Origin of the sequence: Sulfitobacter sp. HI0027 (assembly GCF_001634775.1) — a bacterium.
In the GTDB taxonomy this organism is placed as follows: Bacteria; Pseudomonadota; Alphaproteobacteria; order Rhodobacterales; family Rhodobacteraceae; genus Sulfitobacter.
Genome location: NZ_LWER01000182.1, coordinates 17,198 through 37,697, shown reverse-complemented (window position 1 = coordinate 37,697; position 20,500 = coordinate 17,198). Strand labels below are relative to the sequence as shown.

The 20,500-nt window shown below is 61.4% G+C and carries 17 protein-coding genes; 1 reads left to right on the top strand and 16 read right to left on the bottom strand.

Going from position 1 to position 20,500, the window contains the following annotated elements; genetic code table 11:
* Positions 1-38: 38 nt before the first annotated feature.
* Positions 39-1,019 (bottom strand): TAXI family TRAP transporter solute-binding subunit, encoded by a 981-nt coding sequence (locus A3722_RS11350; protein ID WP_067630894.1) that lies wholly within the window; start codon positions 1,017-1,019, stop codon positions 39-41.
* 287 nt (positions 1,020-1,306) lie between these two features.
* Positions 1,307-2,293, bottom strand: coding sequence for a zinc-dependent alcohol dehydrogenase family protein (locus A3722_RS11345; RefSeq protein WP_067630895.1), 987 nt, complete (start codon positions 2,291-2,293; stop codon positions 1,307-1,309).
* Positions 2,294-2,450: 157 nt separating this feature from the next.
* Here A3722_RS11345 and A3722_RS11340 point away from each other — a divergent pair, with 157 nt between their 5' ends.
* Entirely contained in the window at positions 2,451-3,356 is a 906-nt protein-coding gene (locus tag A3722_RS11340; protein ID WP_067630897.1) for a LysR family transcriptional regulator, read from the top strand.
* 18 nt (positions 3,357-3,374) lie between these two features.
* Here the strand turns inward: A3722_RS11340 and A3722_RS11335 are convergent, their stop codons facing one another.
* The 14 genes from A3722_RS11335 to A3722_RS11270 form a co-directional block, all read right to left on the bottom strand.
* Positions 3,375-4,088: a hypothetical protein gene (locus A3722_RS11335; RefSeq protein WP_236627394.1), complete on the bottom strand. Its 714-nt coding sequence runs from the start codon at positions 4,086-4,088 to the stop codon at positions 3,375-3,377.
* Positions 4,089-4,135: 47 nt separating this feature from the next.
* The gene (locus A3722_RS11330; RefSeq protein WP_067630899.1) at positions 4,136-4,495 is read right to left on the bottom strand and encodes a response regulator; all 360 of its coding nucleotides are present in this window, start codon (positions 4,493-4,495) and stop codon (positions 4,136-4,138) included.
* Complete coding sequence (locus A3722_RS11325; protein ID WP_067630901.1) at positions 4,492-6,495, bottom strand: ATP-binding protein; 2,004 nt, start codon at positions 6,493-6,495, stop codon at positions 4,492-4,494. The genes A3722_RS11330 and A3722_RS11325 overlap by 4 nt, the downstream gene beginning before the upstream one ends.
* A complete protein-coding gene (locus tag A3722_RS11320) occupies positions 6,482-7,447 on the bottom strand; it encodes a response regulator (protein ID WP_067630904.1) in 966 nt (321 codons plus the stop codon). The genes A3722_RS11325 and A3722_RS11320 overlap by 14 nt, the downstream gene beginning before the upstream one ends.
* A gap of 4 nt (positions 7,448-7,451) precedes the next feature.
* Positions 7,452-8,867, bottom strand: coding sequence for a hypothetical protein (locus tag A3722_RS11315; RefSeq protein ID WP_067630912.1), 1,416 nt, complete (start codon positions 8,865-8,867; stop codon positions 7,452-7,454).
* Complete coding sequence (locus A3722_RS11310) at positions 8,864-10,756, bottom strand: glycosyltransferase family 2 protein (protein WP_067630914.1); 1,893 nt, start codon at positions 10,754-10,756, stop codon at positions 8,864-8,866. The genes A3722_RS11315 and A3722_RS11310 overlap by 4 nt, the downstream gene beginning before the upstream one ends.
* Before the next feature lie 6 nt (positions 10,757-10,762).
* Positions 10,763-12,685, bottom strand: coding sequence for a cellulose biosynthesis cyclic di-GMP-binding regulatory protein BcsB (locus tag A3722_RS11305; protein WP_067630916.1), 1,923 nt, complete (start codon positions 12,683-12,685; stop codon positions 10,763-10,765).
* Between the two features lie 33 nt (positions 12,686-12,718).
* Positions 12,719-13,054 carry an Hpt domain-containing protein gene (locus tag A3722_RS11300; protein WP_067630919.1) on the bottom strand — a complete coding sequence of 112 codons (336 nt, stop codon included), beginning with the start codon at positions 13,052-13,054 and terminating at the stop codon, positions 12,719-12,721.
* A 235-nt stretch (positions 13,055-13,289) separates the two neighbouring features.
* On the bottom strand, positions 13,290-15,590 hold the full coding sequence (locus A3722_RS11295; protein ID WP_067630924.1) for a xanthine dehydrogenase family protein molybdopterin-binding subunit: 2,301 nt from the start codon (positions 15,588-15,590) through the stop codon (positions 13,290-13,292).
* A gap of 4 nt (positions 15,591-15,594) precedes the next feature.
* Positions 15,595-16,065, bottom strand: a complete 471-nt coding sequence (locus A3722_RS11290) for a (2Fe-2S)-binding protein (protein WP_007117687.1) — start codon at positions 16,063-16,065, stop codon at positions 15,595-15,597.
* Between the two features lie 148 nt (positions 16,066-16,213).
* Positions 16,214-16,960, bottom strand: coding sequence for an SDR family NAD(P)-dependent oxidoreductase (locus A3722_RS11285; protein ID WP_201722018.1), 747 nt, complete (start codon positions 16,958-16,960; stop codon positions 16,214-16,216).
* A 39-nt stretch (positions 16,961-16,999) separates the two neighbouring features.
* Positions 17,000-18,622, bottom strand: coding sequence for an ABC transporter ATP-binding protein (locus A3722_RS11280; RefSeq protein WP_067630931.1), 1,623 nt, complete (start codon positions 18,620-18,622; stop codon positions 17,000-17,002).
* Positions 18,619-19,458, bottom strand: coding sequence for an ABC transporter permease (locus tag A3722_RS11275; RefSeq protein ID WP_082849458.1), 840 nt, complete (start codon positions 19,456-19,458; stop codon positions 18,619-18,621). Before A3722_RS11275 ends, A3722_RS11280 begins: the two co-directional genes overlap by 4 nt.
* A complete protein-coding gene (locus tag A3722_RS11270) occupies positions 19,455-20,426 on the bottom strand; it encodes an ABC transporter permease (RefSeq protein ID WP_067630932.1) in 972 nt (323 codons plus the stop codon). The genes A3722_RS11275 and A3722_RS11270 overlap by 4 nt, the downstream gene beginning before the upstream one ends.
* Positions 20,427-20,500 lie beyond the last annotated feature (74 nt).

Here is a 20,500-nt window from a genome sequence, read left to right as displayed (position 1 = left end):
CGATTAGGGACGGCATGCAAGTTTGTCTAGGCGTTTGCTTAGTTACCGTAGATCATATCATTGGAAATATCGGCATCCGCGTTCTCTTTGAACCATGCCGCCGCGCCGGGGTGCCATTTCAGAACGGTGTTCTTTTCCCAGTTCTCTGGCAGGGAGGACGCAGCCGCCTTGTGGATGCCCTTCATCCGCTCATTGTCGGACATGACCACATCCACAGCCGCTTTCACGAAGGATTCCGGCAGATCGCAGTTGGCGATGGCGAAGTTCCACATGGAGACCGATCGCGCATCTGCTTCAAGCGTGGTGTAGGTGCTGGATGCGATGTCGAACTGAGATACCGGGAATTCTTCGAGCAGTTTGGCCTGCTCTTCCTCGGTGAACTCGATGATGTTCACATCCGTCTGCACTTCGAGCTGGCTGACCGCGGGGACCGGCACGCCGGCAGCAAAGGCGATCACGTCCAGCAGACCGTCCTGCAACTGGCCGCCCAGATCGGTCCAACCACCGTTGCGGCGCTCATACTCGACGCCCAGCGTGTCCATCATGCGCGGGAAATAGGTGTCGGAGGTGGAGCCCGCCGGACCAAAGCCGATCTTGGCACCCGCCGGAATGTCAGCCACGGTTTCGATGCCCGAGGACGCAAGCGCGGTCACCGAGAAAGGTGTCTGGTACATCGGGAACATCGCGCAGGCTTGGGTCATTTCCAGACCGGGTGCGATGGGGTTGGTGCCAGCCAGCGATTCCGCCGCCGGACCCATCGTGGTCATGCCGAAGGCCGCCTCGCCGGTGTGGACCAGCGCCATGTTCTGCATCGGGCCGCCGGTGACTTCGCCGCCGCCTGTCAGGCCCAGTTCTTTGGCCACGAGGTTCGCCCAGCCGGAGCCATAGGCGAAGTAGGTGCCGCCTTGGCTGGCTGTGCCGACGGTAAAGCTGCTGGGCCAGTCGGATTTATCAACGTCCTGTGCGGCGGCAGCGCCCGCCAGAATAGTGGTTGCAGCGAGGATTGCAGTGAATTTCATGTCTCTCTCCCTTGGTTGCTCTTAACGGGCGTCGGCACAGAGTGCCGCACGCCGCTGCTGTATTCAGCTTGTCCGGCCAATTAACTGTACTCTGATATGCAGAGGCAAGACCGAATTTGCCGCCAATCGCGAGATGAGGAAGAAAGAGGCAGGCTACCGTAGGGTCAAGGACGATTTCCTTAGCGCTCGCCGCCCACCCTCCCTCTTCAGAGGGAAAGTTAGGGCAGCAGCCAGTCCCTACCCCGCCGCAAAAGATACGCGGCGGGGCCGGAGTATTTCAGGCCGGATCAGACCTCGATCACCACCTTGCCGAGGGCCTGCCCGCTTTGCAGCCGCGCATAGGCCTCGCCAACTTGGCTCAGATCAAAGGTCTTTTCGTCCAGCAAGGGTTTCACCGCGCCCTCATCCACCACCGTGGCGAGGTTGCCAAGGATCTCTCCATGTACAGCGCGGTTCACGTCGTGCAGCATCGGCAAGAGCATGAAGACCAGGTGCAGGGACAAGCCGCTGAAGTGCGCCGGGGTCAGGTCGATTTCCGAAAGTGCCACGGTTGTCACCACATGGCCGTTCAGCGCAGTGGCAGCGAAAGAGTTGGTCAGATTGTCCCCGCCGACGGTGTCGAACACTGCATCGAACCCGCGACCCTCGGTTTGCCCGGCCACATAATCTTCGATTTTCTGGGTCTTAAAGTCGATCGCCCGCGCGCCATAGCCTTCGATCACCGCAAGCTGGTCATCCCCGGTACCGGTCGAAGAAACCTCGGCCCCCAGATGCCGGGCCAGTTGGATTGCCAGATGACCCACGCCGCCTGCGCCGCCTTGGACCAGCACCTTCTGCCCGGCCCCGACGCCCGCCCGGTGAAGCCCTTCCCAAGCGGTGATGCCCACCAGCGGCAGGGCAGCCGCCTCGCGCATCGACAGCGATTTGGGTTTATGGGCGATCAGCCGCGCGTCGGCGCGCATGAATTCGGCCAAGGCCCCTTGCAGATCAGCCAACCCACCGGCGCAGCCATAGACTTCGTCACCAACAGCGAAACCAGTGACACCTTCGCCCAGTTCTTCGATCACCCCAGCGAAATCCATGCCTAGAACGGCAGGCAGATCGGGCGACAGGGGCAGGTCTTTGCCCGCGCCCTTGATCATGGTGTCGATGGTGTTCACGCTCGTCGCTTTGACGCGCAGCATCACATGACCGGGGGTGGCCAAGGGGCGCGGCAGTTCGGCTTCGACAAAGGGAGCATCAGCGCCGTAGCTGGTAAGGGTCATGGATTTCATCGGTCTATCTTTCGTTGAATGTTGCGTTGAGGCAGATATAGGCCAGCGGGATACGCTAGATAATCCGGCGACAGCTGAGTTCAGTTTCTTGATATTGAATACAATATCAGCCGGCTGTACGCTGGCCCTGCGGATGGCCCGCAGCAAGGACAGCCCCATGGACATCGACAACCTGCGCCTTTTCGTCATGGCTGCCGAACGGCTTAACATCTCGGCCGCCGGGCGCGCCTTGGGGATGGCCCCTGCCGTGGCCAGCGCGCGTTTGGCCAAGCTTGAACAGGAACTCGGGGTTGAGCTTTTGCGGCGCACCACGCGAAAGGTGTCGCTGTCGCTGGATGGGTCCGACTTTCTGCCCTATGCGCAGGAGATACTGGCGCAGGCCGATGCCGCGCGGGCCATTCTGGGCGGGACCAATGCGGGGCCGAAGGGCATTTTGCGCTTCGCCGCCCCCAGCAGCTTTGCCCAACGCCATATCATGCCGCTGCTGCCAAAGTTTCACGAAACCTATCCTGAGTTGACCCTCGATCTGCGCCTCTCCGACACCCGGTTTGACGCGATCGAAGGCAGTTTCGACCTCGCCCTGCGCAGCGCGCCTTTGACCGACAGCAGCCTGCGGGGGCGCAAGCTGGCCGATGACACCCGCGTGCTCTGTGCCGCGCCGTCCTATGTGGATACCTATGGGATGCCCGACACCCCTGCCGACCTGCGGGGTCATCACTTTATCGCATGGGGCGATCTTGAACCGCGCGCGCTGATCGGGCCGGAGGGCGAGGCCGCCACGCTAGCCCCGAGCGAGATGACCTGCCGCGTCATCATGGACGACGGCGATGCCCAGCGGGAAGCGACACGCGCGGGGGCTGGCATCTCGGTCAATTCGCTGTGGAGCGTGGCGGATGAACTTGCCTCGGGCCAGCTGCTGCGGCTGCTTCCGGGCTGGCGGATGAATGACCGCTCGGTGCTTTGGCTGGTCTACCCGCGCTCGAACGTGCTGACCCCCAAGACGCGGTTCTTCATCGACTTTCTGATTGCCCACCTCGGCAACCGCCCCGATTGGCGCGATTGAGAGGGCCCGGCGTGCGCCCTAGAAGCTGTGCCAAACCCCGACTTTGACCTTGGTCACGCTATCGGTGAATTCATGGGACAGGCCGAACTCCAGAAAGCTGTTCTCGGACACTTTGACCACATGCGACGGGGCGAAGACCAATGTTTCATCGCCGTCAGAGGGGGCCGCGAATTCCAGCTTGAAAATCGACAGGTTGCCATTGGCGTGGTTGATGCCAAAGGAACTGTCGATCTTGCCCAGACCTTCGCCGTCTTCGTAGAGGGCATAGGTGCTTTCCACCCCCAGCCAGCCGTTGCCCCATGCGCCCGACACCGGGCGGCCCCATGACAGGCCGGGCCGCAGGGCCGCCACCGCGCTGCCATCGCGCTCGGCCCAGCCAAGACCAAGTTCAGCGGCGAAAACGTTGTCCCCCTCAGGTGCCCCCAATGGATAGCGCAAAAAGGCGATGGCGCTGACCTGACCGGCGTCTCGGCTTTTGCCGATGTCGAGACCGAAGGTCAGTTTCTCGGTGACACCGTATTCATAGTAAAACGCGCCGTAATCGCCGAAGTCGGGGCCATCTACCGTCGATTCATATGACAGCGCTACAAAGCTTTTGTCCTCGCCCCGTGGCCAAGCTGCCGAAGTCACCTCGCTTGCCGGCACGGTCAATGCCGCAAAGGCCGAGAGGAAAACGAGGCCGGACCATATGAGCCGCGTGGATCCTGTGGGCATCTGTGCTGTTTTGGGCATGATAAGTTCCGCTTAATCAAAGCCGCGAGGGGCTGCGCGATGAGGTATTAGGCGATCGACCGAATGAAATCCGCCAGCTTTAGCGGTTTGAACGGTTTGTGCAGAATGTAGTCGGCCCCAAGGGCGCGAAACTTCTTTTCCGATTCCGGCGAGGTTTTGGCGGTGCACATCACGATCTTCGTGTCGTCCAAATCCGCATTGGCCCGCGCACAGCGCAGCACCTCCATGCCATCGGGGGGTGGCATCATCACATCCAGCATGATCACGTCGAAAGACTGGGTTTCCATCGTGGCAATCGCGTCCAGCCCGGTGGCTGCGAATGTCGGTTCGATGTCATCTTCGGTCATGATCGCAAACTCGATCAACTCGCGGATGTCATCCTCGTCATCGACGAACAACACTCTCATGCCGCACCCCCCTGCTCGGGCGTGGCACCAGTATCACGGGCGAACCGCACGTAGAATGTTGTGCCGGGGTTTTCGTCTCCGTCTTCTTCAGAGCGCGTCTCAAAGCTTATATCGCCATCTTGTCGCAACACCAACTCCCGCGTGATGGCCAAACCCAGCCCCGTGCCATTCGCTTGGTTTTCGCGAGAATGCACAGGGTCAGCGAACCTTTTGAACATACGATCATGCGCGGATCTAGGGATGCCCGGCCCCGCATCGCAGACATAGAACGTGACCCATTGATCGTCCACCTCGGCGCCGATTTTTACCGTCCCGCCGCGCGGCGTATATTTGACCGCGTTCGAGATCAGGTTGGAAAAGATCTGCTGCATGCGCACGGTGTCCACCTGCACATAGGCCTCTTGCGCCGCGTTTGGCCCTGCGTGAATGTCGAGTTGCACATCACGGTTCACCCCATAACCGGTGTTGGCGGCAATCGCCTCTGACAGCACTTCTGACACCGCGACCCGCTCGGCTTGGATGCTGAGTTGGCGTTGGTCGATGGCCTGAAGGGTCAGGATGTCATTGACCAGCACCAAAAGCCGGTCGGCGTTGCGGGTGGCCATCGACAACAGTTTGCCCGCGTTCTTTGGCATGGTATCGCCAAAGCGGTCGTGCAGAATTTCAAGCGACCCGGCAAGGGATGTAAGCGGCGTGCGCAATTCGTGATTGACCGAAGTAACAAAGGCCGTGCGCGCCGCCACCAGACGCTCTTCGGCAGAGATATCCTGAAGCACGTTATAGGCGATATAATCCCCATGCAGATGCAGTTTCATCACCCGGCATTGCACCGCCACACTCTCGTTCTCTGCCGTGGGGATCTGAACGCGGTGAACGGCCACGTCTTCGTCCATCTGCGAGAAGGAAGGGACCATGCCGCGCAGCTTTTGAACGGCATCTATATCTGATGAGACGCCCATCAGTTGCCGCGCCTTGCGGTTGGAGCGGTGCAGCTTGTTGTTGTCATTGTAGACGATCAGCCCGTCGCCGACATTCTCGAAAATCGCGTCGAATTCGCTCTGCGCCACACGAATGCGCTCGCGGTCGCGTTCGGAGTTGCGCAGGGCCTGCGCCAGTTGGGTCGACTGCCGTCTGGCGCGGATCGCCGCGTTGATCACCGTCAAGAACAGGATCGTCGCAAGGCCCGCAAACGCCACCGTGCGCTGCCAGTAGCTTTGCAAGACCGCCGCTTTGCTGCGCGTCACGTCGATATAAAGGTCAAGCGCCGGGATCTCCTTGCGCGCGCGGAACACCGGCGTGTCGGGGTCACGCTGGGGCCGCCCCGAGGCAAAGGCGCGCTCTCCGTTGGAGGTCACCACCTCGACATACATGTCCTGTTGCAGCCCATCCAACGCAAGCAGTTGGGAGTAGTAGTCCTCGCCCAAAGACGACGCCAGCACCCCGCGCGGTTGACCGTCGATGCCGATCAAGGGCCATGCAATCGGCGTCAGCCGCCGCCCTGTGGCGCGCGATACGATAGGCACCCCGACCGTGTATTCATCAACATCAAGCCCGATCGCTGCCTGAAAATAGGCCCGGTCCCCAAGGTACCGCCCCATCAGAGGTTTGATCGTGGCCCAAAGCACGACCCCATCCGCACCGATCAGCACCAGCGCATCGACCTGTTTGGTCTCTTGCACGGCGGAATTCATCAACGCGCCATATTGCGCTTCGAATTGATCCGGGTCGCTCAGACGCGCGGTCGACAGCTCGTCGATGAGCCCCCACATCCTCACATTCGCAACCGAAAGGGAGGCATCGACCGCCTGCTCATAAAGCTCTGCGAAATGCTCCAGCTCCACTTCCGCACGGGTCGTGGCGCGGTTGTAGTCGGACCACGTGAGAAACGCGAGCCCAACGAAATAGATCAGAACGACCGTTGAGATCAGTCCCCAAAACAGGGTTTGCGAGCGCGAGGAAGGCTCCGCGTCGACTTTGTTGGTGGGCTCAGTGCTGACCATTCCTTGGCAGATGTCCTATATCGTTGGCGGCAAGGCAGATCGTGCCCGTCGCGCCTGTTTTTCCAGCACTTTCGACGCCCTGAATGCCCCGCGCAAGCGACGTGGCGACAGCCGCGTCGGAGGGCGGTACGACACAGGCACTGACGCTCAAAGGACGGGATGTCCAGCCTTCTTTCACAGAGGCCGACGCCTCTGCCACGGCAGAGATATACTGCTGCGCCCGCGCTTCAAGCTGCGCGTGATCGGCATGAAGCGAGCCGTAGACGAACAGGTCATCCTCCCAATGGGAAAAACCGTCCCGTGCGGGCATATCGACCTTACCAAAAAGCCCAGCCACGAGGCGCTGAAGCTCTTGCCGCTGGCCACGCGCCGCATCTGATTGATCGCGGTCACCGTCGATCCGAAACACGATCAAGCCAAGGTCTTTTTGCATCGCGGGGGACAACGACATGAGGTTGCCCTGAAAGCCGCCCTTGCTGCCAAAAAGGCTGGGCACCGTGGCCTCTGAAAAGCTCTGCACGGCGCGGCGGCGCGCGCCCCGGTTTTCGCCCGACCGGCGGCGGTCCAACTCTGATTTCAAGCGCAGGCAACTGCGCATTCGGGCCTGAAGCTCAATCTGGTTAAAGGGTTTGGTGACATAGTCATTGGCCCCTGCCATGAAGGCTTCGGAAAGGGAGCCCATATCTGTCCGGCTGGTCAGCATAATGATCGGCACATCGCTCCATCTGTCTAGGGCACGGATACGGGCACAAAGTTCGATACCATCGATATCGGGCATCATTATGTCCATCAGGATCAGGTCGGCGGGGGGCTCATCGCTTTCGATCGCGTCAAGTGCCGCGCGGGGATCAATGAAGCTGACGACATCGTCGAACCCAAGCTCCGAAAGCGTGGCATTGATGAAATCCTGCGCGATGTCCGAGTCGTCAACTGCGATAATTCGTGGGCTCATGACTTTATTTCCACTCGTTAATTCTTTCAAAAACAAGCCATTGGCTGTTCTGAAAAACCTCCTCATACCCCGGCAGCTGCGATAGTCTCAGCTGCGGGAACCTGCGCAGAATTCTGTCTGCTGTGATCTGCCCCTCGGCCTGCCGCGGGACGACAATATAGTTTGTCCGCGGCACGCCCCCCTCAAGCGCCCAGTCGTAGGCAGGCTCTCCGGCGATCACCAGCCGGTCTATATTCCCCAAACCGACCACGATCTGGGGATTTTTTTCAACATCTACCATAATTTCAGACTTGTCGCGCAAGAATGAAACAACTTCCTGCGTGGGGCGCGACGCTGCGTTCTCTTTCCCAAGCATTGCATTGGTCCAAACGCGGGTTTCGTTATGGGCGACATGGCGCATGACAAGCGCAGAGGTCAGCAGCGACAGCGCCATCAGGGTGATGGCAATGGGTTCGCGCAGCGGCAAGTTGGGCCAAAAGCGGATCGCGGCGATCAAGACGCCCAGCATGGGCGCCAGCGCCATGGCCGGATCGCCTTCGACGTGGAAGAATGTGTTCAGCGTATACCCGCCCAGCACAGCGCCCACGGCGGCCAGCAGCGGCATGAACAGCCGCGGGATCAAGATGTTGCGCAGGATCGCGACAAAGGCCGCGGGGCCAAGCCCGGCCAGAATGACCAAATGCTCGCGCAGGGTCAGCGGCGTCGCGGTTTCCGACAAAAGCGGGACAAGGCGGCTGTCGAAGATCATGCTGACAAACATCAGCGACCCCACGGCGGCAAGCACCGGATAGAACATCGCCACAAGATACCCCGTGGAAGAGGCCGCAATCATGCTGGGCCGCGCCGCCACGATCATGAAGGGCATCGCGCCCAAGCAGAGCATCAGACCGTAGCTGTCCGAAAGCGCCACCACCAAAAGCCCCACGGCCACCTTCATCATGTCCGGCGCGTTGCCGGTCAGCCGCAGATTAACGATGCCGCGCGCGAACAACCATGTGCCCAAGATACAGAACATCGTTTCAGGCCCATCGGCCAAGGCGCGCAGGAAGAAGGGGTTCAACGCCAGCAGAAGCACGACCAGAGCCGCAGTCACACCCGAAAACTGACCGGTATCGCGCAGATTGAGGAACCACATGACCAGCAGCCCCGCCCCCACCAGCGCAGAGAGCACGAAGGGCACTGGCACCTGTGTGTCAGGCAAGACCGCCTGCCCCAACAGCGACAGCGCATAGGGCACGGGCGGATAGAAGGCATCCGTGGCCTTGAACTGCACCGGCCCGTCGATCTGCACGATGGACTTGGCCCAAAGGTCGGTCACATCCATTGACAGAAAGCCATGCGCCTCGGTCCAGCCGAGGCTGAGCAAGAGCACCAGCGCCAACACGACAAAGCCAAAGGACCAAGAGGCGGCGCGGATCACTGCGTGGCCTCCGTCGCTTCGGCGCTGGCTTCGGCGACCTCATTGGCGGTGTGTTTGGACAGGCCATGCTGGGTCTTTTCCCAGTAGAACGGGTTGAAGATCAGTTGCGACAGCGCCTTGTAAGAGGCCACGGTCATCAACACCCAATAGCCCACTACGGTGATCCCCCAAGGGGCCAGATCGGTCCATCTGCGCCTAAAGGGCGCGACCATCGTGAGGTAGATCAGCAGCCCGTTGCCCGCCAAAAGGTTGACCAGCGAAAGATACAGAACCGGCAGCGGGAAATAGGGGGTGATCACCTCGGTCCCGAAGATCAGCCAAATGGCAAAGATCGACCAGAACACCGGGTTCAACAGGCCCGACAGCACCGTGCCCCCGATGAAGAAGATAAAGCCAAAGACCCCCGCACTGCCGACCGATTGCCACAGGTGAATCGGTCTGCGGCTGTGCACAAGGAAGGTCTGCATATAGCCCTTGATCCAGCGCGACCGCTGGCGCACCCAGTTCGGGATCGAGACATTGGCCTCTTCAAAGGTCGTGGAATCGATGACGCCGACGCGGTAGCCCTTTTGCGTCAGACGAATGCCCAGATCGGCGTCTTCTGTGACGTTGAAGGGATCCCATGCGTTCAACTCGCGCAGCACGTCCATGCGGAAGTGGTTCGAGGTGCCGCCCAGCGGGATCGGCACACCCAAACGCTCCAACCCCGGCAGCATCAGGTCGAACCACAGCGAATAGTCCAAGGTGAACATCCGTGTCAGCCAGTTTTCCCGCGCGTTGTAGTAGTTCAAACGGCACTGAATACAGGCGGTATTGGGCGCGGATTGGTTGAAGGCGGCGATGACCTTTTTCAACTGATCCGGCTCTGGCTTGTCCTCGGCGTCAAAGATCACAAGGAAATCGCCCTGCGCATAGCGCAGCGCAAAGTTGCAGGCTTTGGGCTTGGTCTGCGGGTGGGAGGCCGGGACGCGGATGATCTCAAACACGCCTTCGAGGTCCAGCTTGCGCGCCGCGTCGATCGTTTCGTGGTCGCCCTCTTCTAGCACGATCTTGATGTCAAGCTTGGCCAGCGGGTAGTCGAGGTTGCGCAGCGCTTGGGCAAGGATCGGCAGCACCTCGGGCTCGCGGAACATCGGCACCAGCACGGTATAGATCGGCAAGTCTTCGTCGCGCAGCAGCGACGCCTCAGCCGCGATGGCCCGCGATGAGGTCTCCTGCGCCGCACCGCCTAGCCAAACCAACAGCGCTTTGAATAGGAAGTTGCCCGTGTAGAAGATCGTCAAAAAGACGTTTAGCACGATTAGCGTGACCACTGGCGAAAACGCCAGTCCCAGCAACAGGGCCGAGACCAAGAGGTAAATCACCAAGATCTGCGGCGGCGTCACCACATTCTGCGCCGACATATCCGGGTCAAGCTCTGCCAGAGCAAAGACCGCCTCATGGGAATGTTTCTCCCGGAAGGCGCGTTGTAGCTGCCATGACACATCGAAATGCGACGCCACGACGATGGTCACGCCGGTGCCGTAAACCTCGCGGATGTGCAGCAGTGTGCGCGGCCCGGGCCGCGAGGTGGCCACCGTCAGGGTGCCATCCTCTGCCCGGCCAATCGGCACCGTCATAAACTGGTTCATCACCACCGGATCATACTGCCGGATCAGATCATCATCGGCGCGGTCTTCGATCAGATCGACCAGCGTCAGCCCGTGGTAAAAGGCGATCTCCCGGTAGAGTGTCTGCGTGGTCAGCCAGCGCCGCGACAGTAGGACCTTGACCAGAGAGACGTTCCAGTCTTCGGCCAAATCCTCTGCCGCGTCGAGCTGTTCAGCCGTCAGCGCGCCACGGTCAAGCAGCAGCGAACCAATGGCTTCGCTTTCGGCATCCAACGCCACGGTGACTTACGTCTCGTCTTTGCCGCGACGCGCGCGGTAGACGCGCTGGAAGACGACCAGCACAAGCAGCGTCACCAGCACCCAGATGGCTCCCACGATCCAAGGGCGGTACTTGGCCAGCATCTGCGCAAGGCTGCTGCGGTCAGGGTAGACGACATCAACAAGCGGGCTGCGGTCAGTGGCAGTGGCAAGGATCACCCCGTCCTGCCCGATGAGGGCCAGATCGCCCCGGTCCAGCATCATGGGACGTTCGGGTGTCAATTCCGGCGCCGGGCCGTTGCCCGGACGCAGCCACAGACCACGGGTATCGCCACGGGTGACGATCTGCACCACACCAAGGCGCGACAGGTCTTCGCCCGAATAGATCAAGTTGTCTTGACGGTCGCGCACCTCAATGCGGCCCTGATCAAAGGTGATCAGCGGGTCGCCATCTCCGGGGTTTTGCTCAGAGATCACAAAGAAAGGCTCGTCCCCCTCAAGCGCGTCAACCGAGGCGCGGGGCAGGATGGTGGCACGGTCCGGGATCACACTGCCCGCAACGCCTGCAAGCCACGGCAGTGTTTGCGCGAAATCCAGCGAAAGTGCTGGGTCGAGCACGACCTGAACGCCATTGCCGAACTCCTGTCGCAGGGCAAAGAAATCCTGATCCTGCGGCGCGGCATCGGAAAGCAACAAGGCGCTGCCAGGCAGGATCTGCGCCGGATAGCCCTGCGGTTTGAACCGGCATTCGCCGCCCGTGGGCTGACGCTGGATCGACACCCGTAGCAGGTTATCGCGCCCCAGCAGCCCGCTGGGCACAGAAAAGGTCAATTGCTCGGGCTTGCCACTGCCAAGCGGGCGGTTGCCCAAAAGCGTGTCATTCAGAAAGACCGAGGCCGTCGCCCCGCGCCCTTCGGGATCAAGCGCTGCGGCCACATGCAGGTTAACACCGGCCACGCCCTTGCCCGCTGGAAGGTCCGAGGACTGGAACGGAACAAAGAAGTCTTCGGTCGAGACCACGGCGCGCGGGGTGAGATCGGCCTGCAAAGCAGAGAGCGGCAAGCGGTCATCGAACAGAGCCTGAGCCCCTGCCACATCGACCACGGTCGCATCCGTGTTCGACAGGGCCGACCATTCCGACATCATCTGCCACAGCCCCACCTGCGGATCACTGCCGCGCAGGGCCAAGACCGGCAGGCCCGCTTGGGTGTCCACGGCCATCTCACTCGCCACGCCAGAGGCAGTCACGTCAAGCTGGATGACACCTTCGGACCATGCGCCCGCCGGGCTTGCCGTTTCCTCAGCAAAGGTCAGTCGCCCTGCCTCGGCGTCAAACAACGCCGCGGCGCGGGTCGCGGCAGCCAGAGCGGCGAGGGAATCGTTTCCGTTGATCGCAAGGCGCGTATCCGCAGGACGCAGCCCCGCGAAGGCAGCGGATGTGTCGATTTCCGAGGGGTCCAGTTGCAACGTCACGGAAGACGCCGCCGTAATCTCAAGGAAATCCCCCGAGGCACGCTCGTCCACACAGACCCGATCACTAAGGGCGCCGGAATAGGACAGGCCCACGGCGATAAACCCGCCAGAGACGTCTTCGGGGTTGAGCGGCACGGGCAGGCTCAGACGCCCTGCCCCATTCGGCAGCGCCTGCGAAGTCACGGGGCGGCCCGCGACCGACACTTGCAAATAGCGGTCCACCTCGGTGGTGGAGGCGTGTTCAAGCTCTAGCTGCAAACTGCCCGAGTTCAGCGCATCCGCGTCGGGCAGCGGAATATAGATCGTCGCATTTCCAGACAGTTGGCGGAAAGAAATGCCGTTTTGAAACCCAAGCTCCGCCAGATCGAAGGTCCGTGCGATCAGCCCCTCTTGGACCTGCTCCGCGGGGGCACGCGCCGCGTCCTCACCCGTGGTCGTTTGAGCGTGAACTTGAAACGGCAGCAAAGCCGCCAGCAAACCAATTGCGGGATACTTCGTGGAAAGGCTTTCTTAGATATTTTCGACGACGCTATTGGCATCGGCCAGAGCCGTCTCAATTATACGAACATCATCGGCTGACAAGGGCGAAGAGGACTCATCGGCATCTTCGGCGACGCGCAGCCCCTTGCGCAGACAATCTTCAATCTCAAGGTATTCCAGCATCGCGGCGTTCCCGGCCAGATCGTGCAGCATGCGGTGGACCTTACGCGCTTTCGTCTCGCGCGGATCGGCCCCGTCCGTCTCGCGCAGTGCGTCAGAGACGGCCTGCAAGCGATCCGGGATCCCTTCGATAAAGCGTTTTCGCGTGGCGGCAACGCGCTGCTCATATGTCTCGGTAGGTGCCACAGATTGTCCTTCGTACCAGCCCGCAACCGGGCATAGATCGCGCGTTTATATTATTGTTCGAAACCTGTCAGAATTATGGCCCGGCGGGTGAATTTCTATGTTTTTAAGGGAAAACAAGCGAATTTCGGGCCATTGAATTTGGGCAGCCTTTGCGCCGCCCGCCGATCCGCTTCGCAGGACGCCGCCCAAGCAGAGATAGAAGACGGGCGCGGCATGTCGCGCCCGTCTCTTGGTATCAGCTTTCCAGCGCCGCGAGGACCGCATCAGCGGTGATCGGCAGATGACGGACCCGCGCCCCGGTGGCGTTGAAGATCGCGTTGGCAACCGCCGGCGCGATGACCGTGGTGCCCGGCTCGCCGAGACCGACGGGCGCTTCCGTGCTCTCGACAAAGGCCACTTCGATGTCCGGCACATCAACCATCCGCAACGGCGTATATGACCCGAGGTTGAGATCAACGACATTGCCGTCTTCGATCCGCGTGCCCTCATGCAGAGCCATGGACAGGCCCCAGAGCGCCGCGCCTTCGCATTGCGCGCGCGCCCCGTCGGGGTCGACCACGGTGCCACAATCGAAGGCCAGCCACATCTTCTCGACAGCGACCTCGCCCGTTTCGGTATCCACCGCCAATTTGACGGCGGCAGCGGTCCAGGTTGGCATGGTCCGCGACTGGCCAAAGGTGGTGGCGATTCCAATTGCCGTGCCCTCGGGCAGGTCGGTCTTGCCGTAGCCCGACATCTCGGCCACGCGCTGCAAGACAGCCGCCTGACGCGACGCACCGCCCACCGCATTGGGCGCAGAGCCCCCGTTGATGCCTTCGGCCTTCAGGTGATCCAGACGGAACTGCAACGGATCGGCGTCGACCTTATGCGCGGCCTCGTCCATGAAGCTTTCGACAGCAAAGTTGGTCCAGCCCGGCCCGACCGAGCGCAGCCAACCGGGACGGAAGGTCGCATTCGCCAGATCGTTGGAGATCGCCCGCACGCGGTGCGCGCCCACGCTGTACCAGTGATCCGCACCGTCGATGGCAAAGGGATCATAGGGTTCTTCGTTGACGCCTTTGGGCATGAAGCCCGGTGCCATCACCTGCGTCGGCCAACCGGCGGCGGCGTGGTGTTCCATGCCCATGACGGCTTTGCCATCGTCAAACGCCATGCGCAATTTCTGCACCGAAGGCGAGCGAATGCTGTCAAACTGGGCGTCTTCCTCGCGGGAGAAGACCAGTTTCACGGGCTTGCCGACAGCTTTGGACGCCAGCGCTGCAGGCACGATATAGTCACCGTTCAACCGGCGGCCAAAGCCCCCGCCCAGCATATAGCTGCGCATCACGATCTTATCGGCGGGCACCTCCAACGCGACGGCCAGCGTCGGCAGGATCAGCGATTGCCACTGGTTGCCCGCGTGAGTTTCCCAGACGCCATCGGCGTTCTGGAAGACGGTCGCGTTCACCGGCTCCATCTGGAAGTGCAGCACAGATTGCGTGGTGTACTCGGCCTCAAGCGTCTCTGTGGCGGCGTCGAAAACGGCGCTGGTCTCGGGCTGTTCGGTGTGCAGGATCGACCCGGCGTCGCTTCCGATCAACTCGCGCGAGCGGGCTTGGATATCGTCTTCGGAGACATCGGCCGTCTCGCCTGCGGTCCAATCGACGCTGATCTCATAGGTGGCCATCCGCGCGGCGTGGAGCGTTTTGCCCAGCACCACAACCCAGCCCGGCACGGTGCCCGACGGGTCATCCAGCACCACGGTCTCAAGGTAGCCTTTGACCTCTTTCGCGGCGCTGTCATCGACTGAATTGACTTTCGAGCCATAGCGCGTTGGCGGCAGCATCGGCACGCCGTAGACCATGCCATCGACCTTGGCATCCAGACCATAGATCGCCTGACCGGTGGTCTTTGTATCCAGATCAAGCGGATGCACATCCTGACCCACAAGACGCAGATCGGCATGGGGTTTCAACGGCAGGGCTGCCAATTCGTCTTCGGTAAAGCTCCGGTCGAGCCCTTCGGCTACCAGATCGCCGTAGCTGACGCTTTGCGTGCCATCGGTCACAGCACCGTCGCGTGCGGTCAGGCCAGAGGCATCAACGCCCCACTTGGCCGCCGCCGCTTCGATTAGCGCGGTACGGCCCGCAGCGCCTGCCTGACGGTAGACCGGCCAGCTTTGCCAGATCGACCAGCTGCCGCCGGTGACCATCAGGCCCCATTTCTCGGCTGAATCCACATGGGTGATGTGCACATCTTCCCAAGCCACTTCCAATTCATCCGCCAGAATACGCGCGATGGCGGTGCCGACGTGTTGGCCCATCTCGGCGCGGATGATGTTGACGTTGACCTGACCGTCGGCGTCGATCCAGTACCACATCGACGGCTCGAACGCCTGGCCGTTTGGCGTGATCGGTGTGCCATCTGGCACGGCAGGGTTCATCGCGGCGTTCGACGCCTGCGGGAAGCCAAAGGCAACGCCAGCGGCGGTCATGGACACCAAAAACCCACGGCGGGTCATTTGCGATTGATTGTCGGAGCCTTTCAGGCGGGACATCAGATTAGCCATTGTCGGAGCCTCCCATTGCGGTGGCGGCGTCGCGCACGGCTTGACGGATACGGGGGTAGGTCATGCAGCGGCAAAGGTTGCCGGTCATCACCGCGTCGATGTCTTCGTCGCTGGGGTTGGGCGTGTCTTGCAACAGCGATGCTGCCTGCATGATCTGGCCCGACTGGCAGTAGCCACACTGCGGCACGCGCAGGTTGCGCCATGCTTCTTGAACGGGGTGGTTGCCCTTCTCGTCCAGCCCTTCGATGGTGGTGACCGACTGGCCCTCTACATCCGCCAGATAGGTGATGCAGGACCGTGTCGCCGTGCCGTCGATATGCACGGTGCAAGCGCCACAGGCGCCGATGCCACAGCCAAACTTGGTGCCGGTCAGACCGATTTCATCGCGGATCGCCCACAACAGGGGCATGTCCGGGTCTGCGTCGACAGAGATTTGCCGCCCGTTCAATTCGAATTTTATCATGAAGTGGTGTCCCTTGGGGTATGCTTTGCCTGAGGGGAGCGCGCGTATAGCTGCCCTGATGTGAACGGTTGAACATAGTCCCAATGTCCTGAGATGACAGCGCAAGACTGCGCTGATCACGCGATTGTCAGATCACCCGCGCCGCCCCTTAGACGTGCTGCCCGCCGTTCACCTCAATCTCGGTTCCAGAGACATAAGAGCTTTCTTCGCTACACAGGAAATAGATCGCCCGCGCCACCTCATCCGGCTGGCCGAGGCGGCGCATGGGGATGTCGCGTACAATCTTGTCGGTGCCTTCGCTGAGGATTGCCGTCTCCACCTCGCCCGGTGCGATTGCGTTGACCCGCACGCCGAGGGGGCCGAAATCATGGGCCATCTCACGGGTCAGCGCAGCAAGCGCCGCCTTTGAAGTGGCATAGGCCGCCCCGGCGAAGGGATGCACCCGCGACCCGGCGATAGATGTGACATTCACCACCGATCCGCGCCCGGCAGACAGTTCATCCTGAAGCCCCCGCGCCAGCACCACGGAGGCAAAGAAGTTCACATGAAACACCTGTCCCCAGGTCCGCAAATCGGTGTCGAGCGTGCTAAGCCTTGCCCCGCCCTCCCCCTTTGGCGAAATACCTGCATTGTTGACCAGCGCATGAAGGGGGTTGCCGTTCAGCAGCCGCTTGACCTGCGCGACGGCCTCAATCGTCTGGTTCGGGTCGCTAAGGTCGACCTGCACATGATCCTGCGCCCCGCCGGGCCAAGGGCATTCGGGCGAGAACGCCTGCCGGGAACAGCCAATCACCCGCCAGCCCTTGCCCGCGAAAGCCTTGGCCGTGGCATGGCCGATGCCCCGGCTCGCCCCTGTCAAAAGCAGCGTCTTTTGGTCTTGAACCGCAGTATCCATCGCTTGATCCAAATCTGGCATAACGCCTGAAATAGCGCCCTAGTCGGCAGCCGCCAGCGCGCGTTCATAATCCTGCCCCGGAATAGCGTCGAGCAGGCTGCGCGTATAGGCGGTATCGGGATCGTGCAACACTTTGCTGACCGGCCCGGCTTCGACGATCTGGCCCTTTTGCATGACGATGATCCGGTCGCAGATCCGCGCCGCGACCCGCAGGTCGTGGGTGATAAAGAGCATCGACAGGTTCAGCCGGGTCTTCAACTCGGCCAGCAGATCAAGCACCTGCGCCTGAATGGACACGTCGAGCGCCGAGACGGCCTCATCCGCAATGATGATCGACGGCTCCAGCGCCAGCGCACGGGCAATGCCGATCCGCTGCCGCTGCCCCCCTGAAAACTCATGCGGGAAACGCTTCATCGCGCTTTCATCCAGCCCAACCAGTTCGAGCAATTCGCGCGCTTTGGCCTTGGCCTCTTTATCCGGCGTGCCATATGCGATCAGCCCTTCGGTGAGGATGCGCGACACGCGGGCGCGCGGGTTGAGCGACGAAAACGGGTCTTGAAAGATCATCTGCAACTTGCGCCGCTGCGCGCGCAATTCCGCGCCGGACATATGGGCGATGTCGACATCATCCATCAGCACCCGCCCGCCATCTGGGTCCAGCAGACGCACCAGACAGCGGCCGACGGTGGATTTGCCAGAACCGGATTCTCCGACGATGCCAATCGTCTCGCCCGCGTAGAGGTCAAAGCTCACGTCCTGCACGGCCTTCACCACGCGGCGCTTGCCAAAGAGCGTGCCAGAGCCGGTTGAAAAGGTTTTTTGCAAGCCTTCAACCTTCAAGAGCGGCGCGCGCTCGACCTGCTCGGGCGCATCGATCTGGGTCAGCCGGGGGATCGCGTCGATCAGGGCGCGGGTGTAGGGGTGCTGGGGTTTCAGCAGCACCTCCTGCGCCGGGCCAGCCTCCACGATCTCACCCATTTTCATGACGATCACCCGGTCGGCGATATCGGCCACCACGCCAAAATCATGGGTGATGAAAATCACCGCCATGCCGCGCTTGCGCCGCAGGTCTTCTATCAGCTTGAGGATCTGCGCTTGGGTGGTCACATCAAGCGCCGTGGTCGGCTCATCCGCGATCAGGATGTCAGGCTCGAGCGCCAAGGCCATCGCAATCATGACCCTTTGTCGCTGCCCCCCCGACAGCTGGAAAGGATAGGCCCGGATCGCCGCTTGGGGGTCGGGGATGCCGACCTCCTCCAGCAGTTTTAACGCCCGCGCCCGCCGTTCCGAACCGTTAAGCGCGCCATGCGCCTCAAACACCTCAGCGATTTGCGCGCCGACGCGCATCAGCGGGTTCAACGCGCTGAGGGGTTCCTGAAAGATCATCGAAATGCGGCTGCCACGCAGCTTCAACATCTCTTTCTCAGACAGGCCAAGGATCGACTGGCCGTCAAAGGTGATGCTGCCCTTGTCGGGCTCAACCCCCTGCGGCAGCAGCCCCATCACAGCATTGGCCGACATAGATTTGCCAGACCCGCTTTCGCCGACAATGCAGAGGATCTCCCCCGGTGCGAGGTCAAAGTTGATGTCTTTGGCCGCATAGAGCCGGTCGGCCCCCACGGGCAAAGCGATAGACAAGTCACGGATGCTAAGCAGGGTCATTCGGATTTCCTCGTCAATCGCGGGTTCAGCGCGTCGTTCAGGCCTTCGCCGATCAGGTTCAGCGCCAGCACGGTCAACAGGATCGCCATGCCCGGCAGGAAAGAAAGCCACCATGCGGTGCGGATCACAGTCCGCGCGGCCCCGATCATATAGCCCCAAGACATGATGTTCGGATCACCCAGCCCCAGAAAGGACAGTGAGCTTTCCAACAAGATCGCCTGCGCCACCATGAGCGAGGCCAGCACGATAATGGGCGGCAGCGCGTTGGGCAGGATGTGGCGGGTGATGATCTGAAGGTTGCCAAGCCCCGAAAGGCTCGCCGCCTCGACAAACTCGCGGGTTCTGAGCGACAGCACTTCGCCGCGCACCAGACGCGCGACTGGGGGCCATGACACGATGGAGATCGCGATGATCACAAAGGTCAGGCTGGGCTGAAAGATCGCCAGCAGCACGATGGCGAGCGCAAAGCTGGGGATGGTCTGAAAGAACTCGGTAAAGCGCATGAGCGCGTCGTCGATCCGGCCTGCGAAATACCCCGCCGCCGCACCAACTGGCACACCAATCGCCAGCGCCACGATGGTTGAGACCAAGCCGACCAGCAGGCTCACATAAGCGCCATGGGCCAGCCCCGCCAGCACATTGCGGCCAAGCGCATCTGTGCCCAACATCAGCCCGTCTTGGGTAAACGGCGGCAGGAAGGGACGCTGCACCATTTTCCACGGGCTTTGCGGGAAAAGGATGGGCGCGAGGATGGCAGCGGCCACGACGAAGGTCAGGATGACCAGACCAATGACCGCGCCCCGGTTATAGCTAAAACGTTTCCAAAAGCTCATCATGTTGTCAGCCTTATCCGCGGATCAACAATGACATAGATGACATCCGTGATCAGGTTGAACAGCAGCACCATGGCCGCCGAGATGTAAAAGACCCCGAGGATCACGTTGTAATCCCGCTGGTTGATCGCCTCGAACATCAGCCGCCCGATGCCGGGCCATGCGAAAACAGTCTCGGTCAGGATGGCCCCGCCAAAGATTTGCCCTGCCTGAAGCCCGGCCAGCGTGATGACCGGCAACAGCGCGTTGCGCAGGATGTGGCGCCGCTGGATCACGCCGCGGGTCAGCCCCTTGGCACGGGCGGTTTTGACGAAATCGAGCCGCGAGACTTCCAGCATCGAAGCCCGCGTCATGCGCATATAAATCGCCGTGAAGAACAGCCCCAAGGTAGAGGCTGGGAGGACGAGGTGTTTCGCCACATCCAACACATGGGCAAACCCCGTATAGCCCGCCCCGATGGTCGAATACCCAAAGCCCGGCAACCATTCGAGCCAGACTGAAAACACCAGCGTCGCCATCAGCGCGACCCAGAACAGCGGCGTGGCATAAAACAGCAGCGCGAAGGTCGAAATAAGCGTGTCACCCCACCGCCCCTGCCGGGCCGAGGCCGCGACACCGGCGGTCACACCCAAGACCAGCGACAGCACAAAGGCCACGCCGGTCAGCAAAAGCGTCGCTGGCAGACGGTCGCCGATCATCTCGGCCACCGGCATCTGCTGGCGGAAGGAATAGCCCAGATCAAGCTGCACCGCGCCTTTGATATAGAGCCACAGCTGCATGTAGAGCGGCTGGTCCAACCCGAAACGCGCCCGCAGGTCTGCAAGGAATTTCTCATCCGCCGCCCCGGCCTCGCCCGCCATGACCGCCGCAGGGTCACCCGGTGCCGCATGGATCAGCAGGAAATTGAAGACAAGGATCGCCAGCAGGATAAACACCGCCTTGACCAACCTGCCCAATATGAAACGTATCACGCTATCCGCCCCGTGTTGTTCTGATAGATGCCCGAGCCGCCGTGGCGGCTCGGACCTTGAGCGTTGTCGCTCTC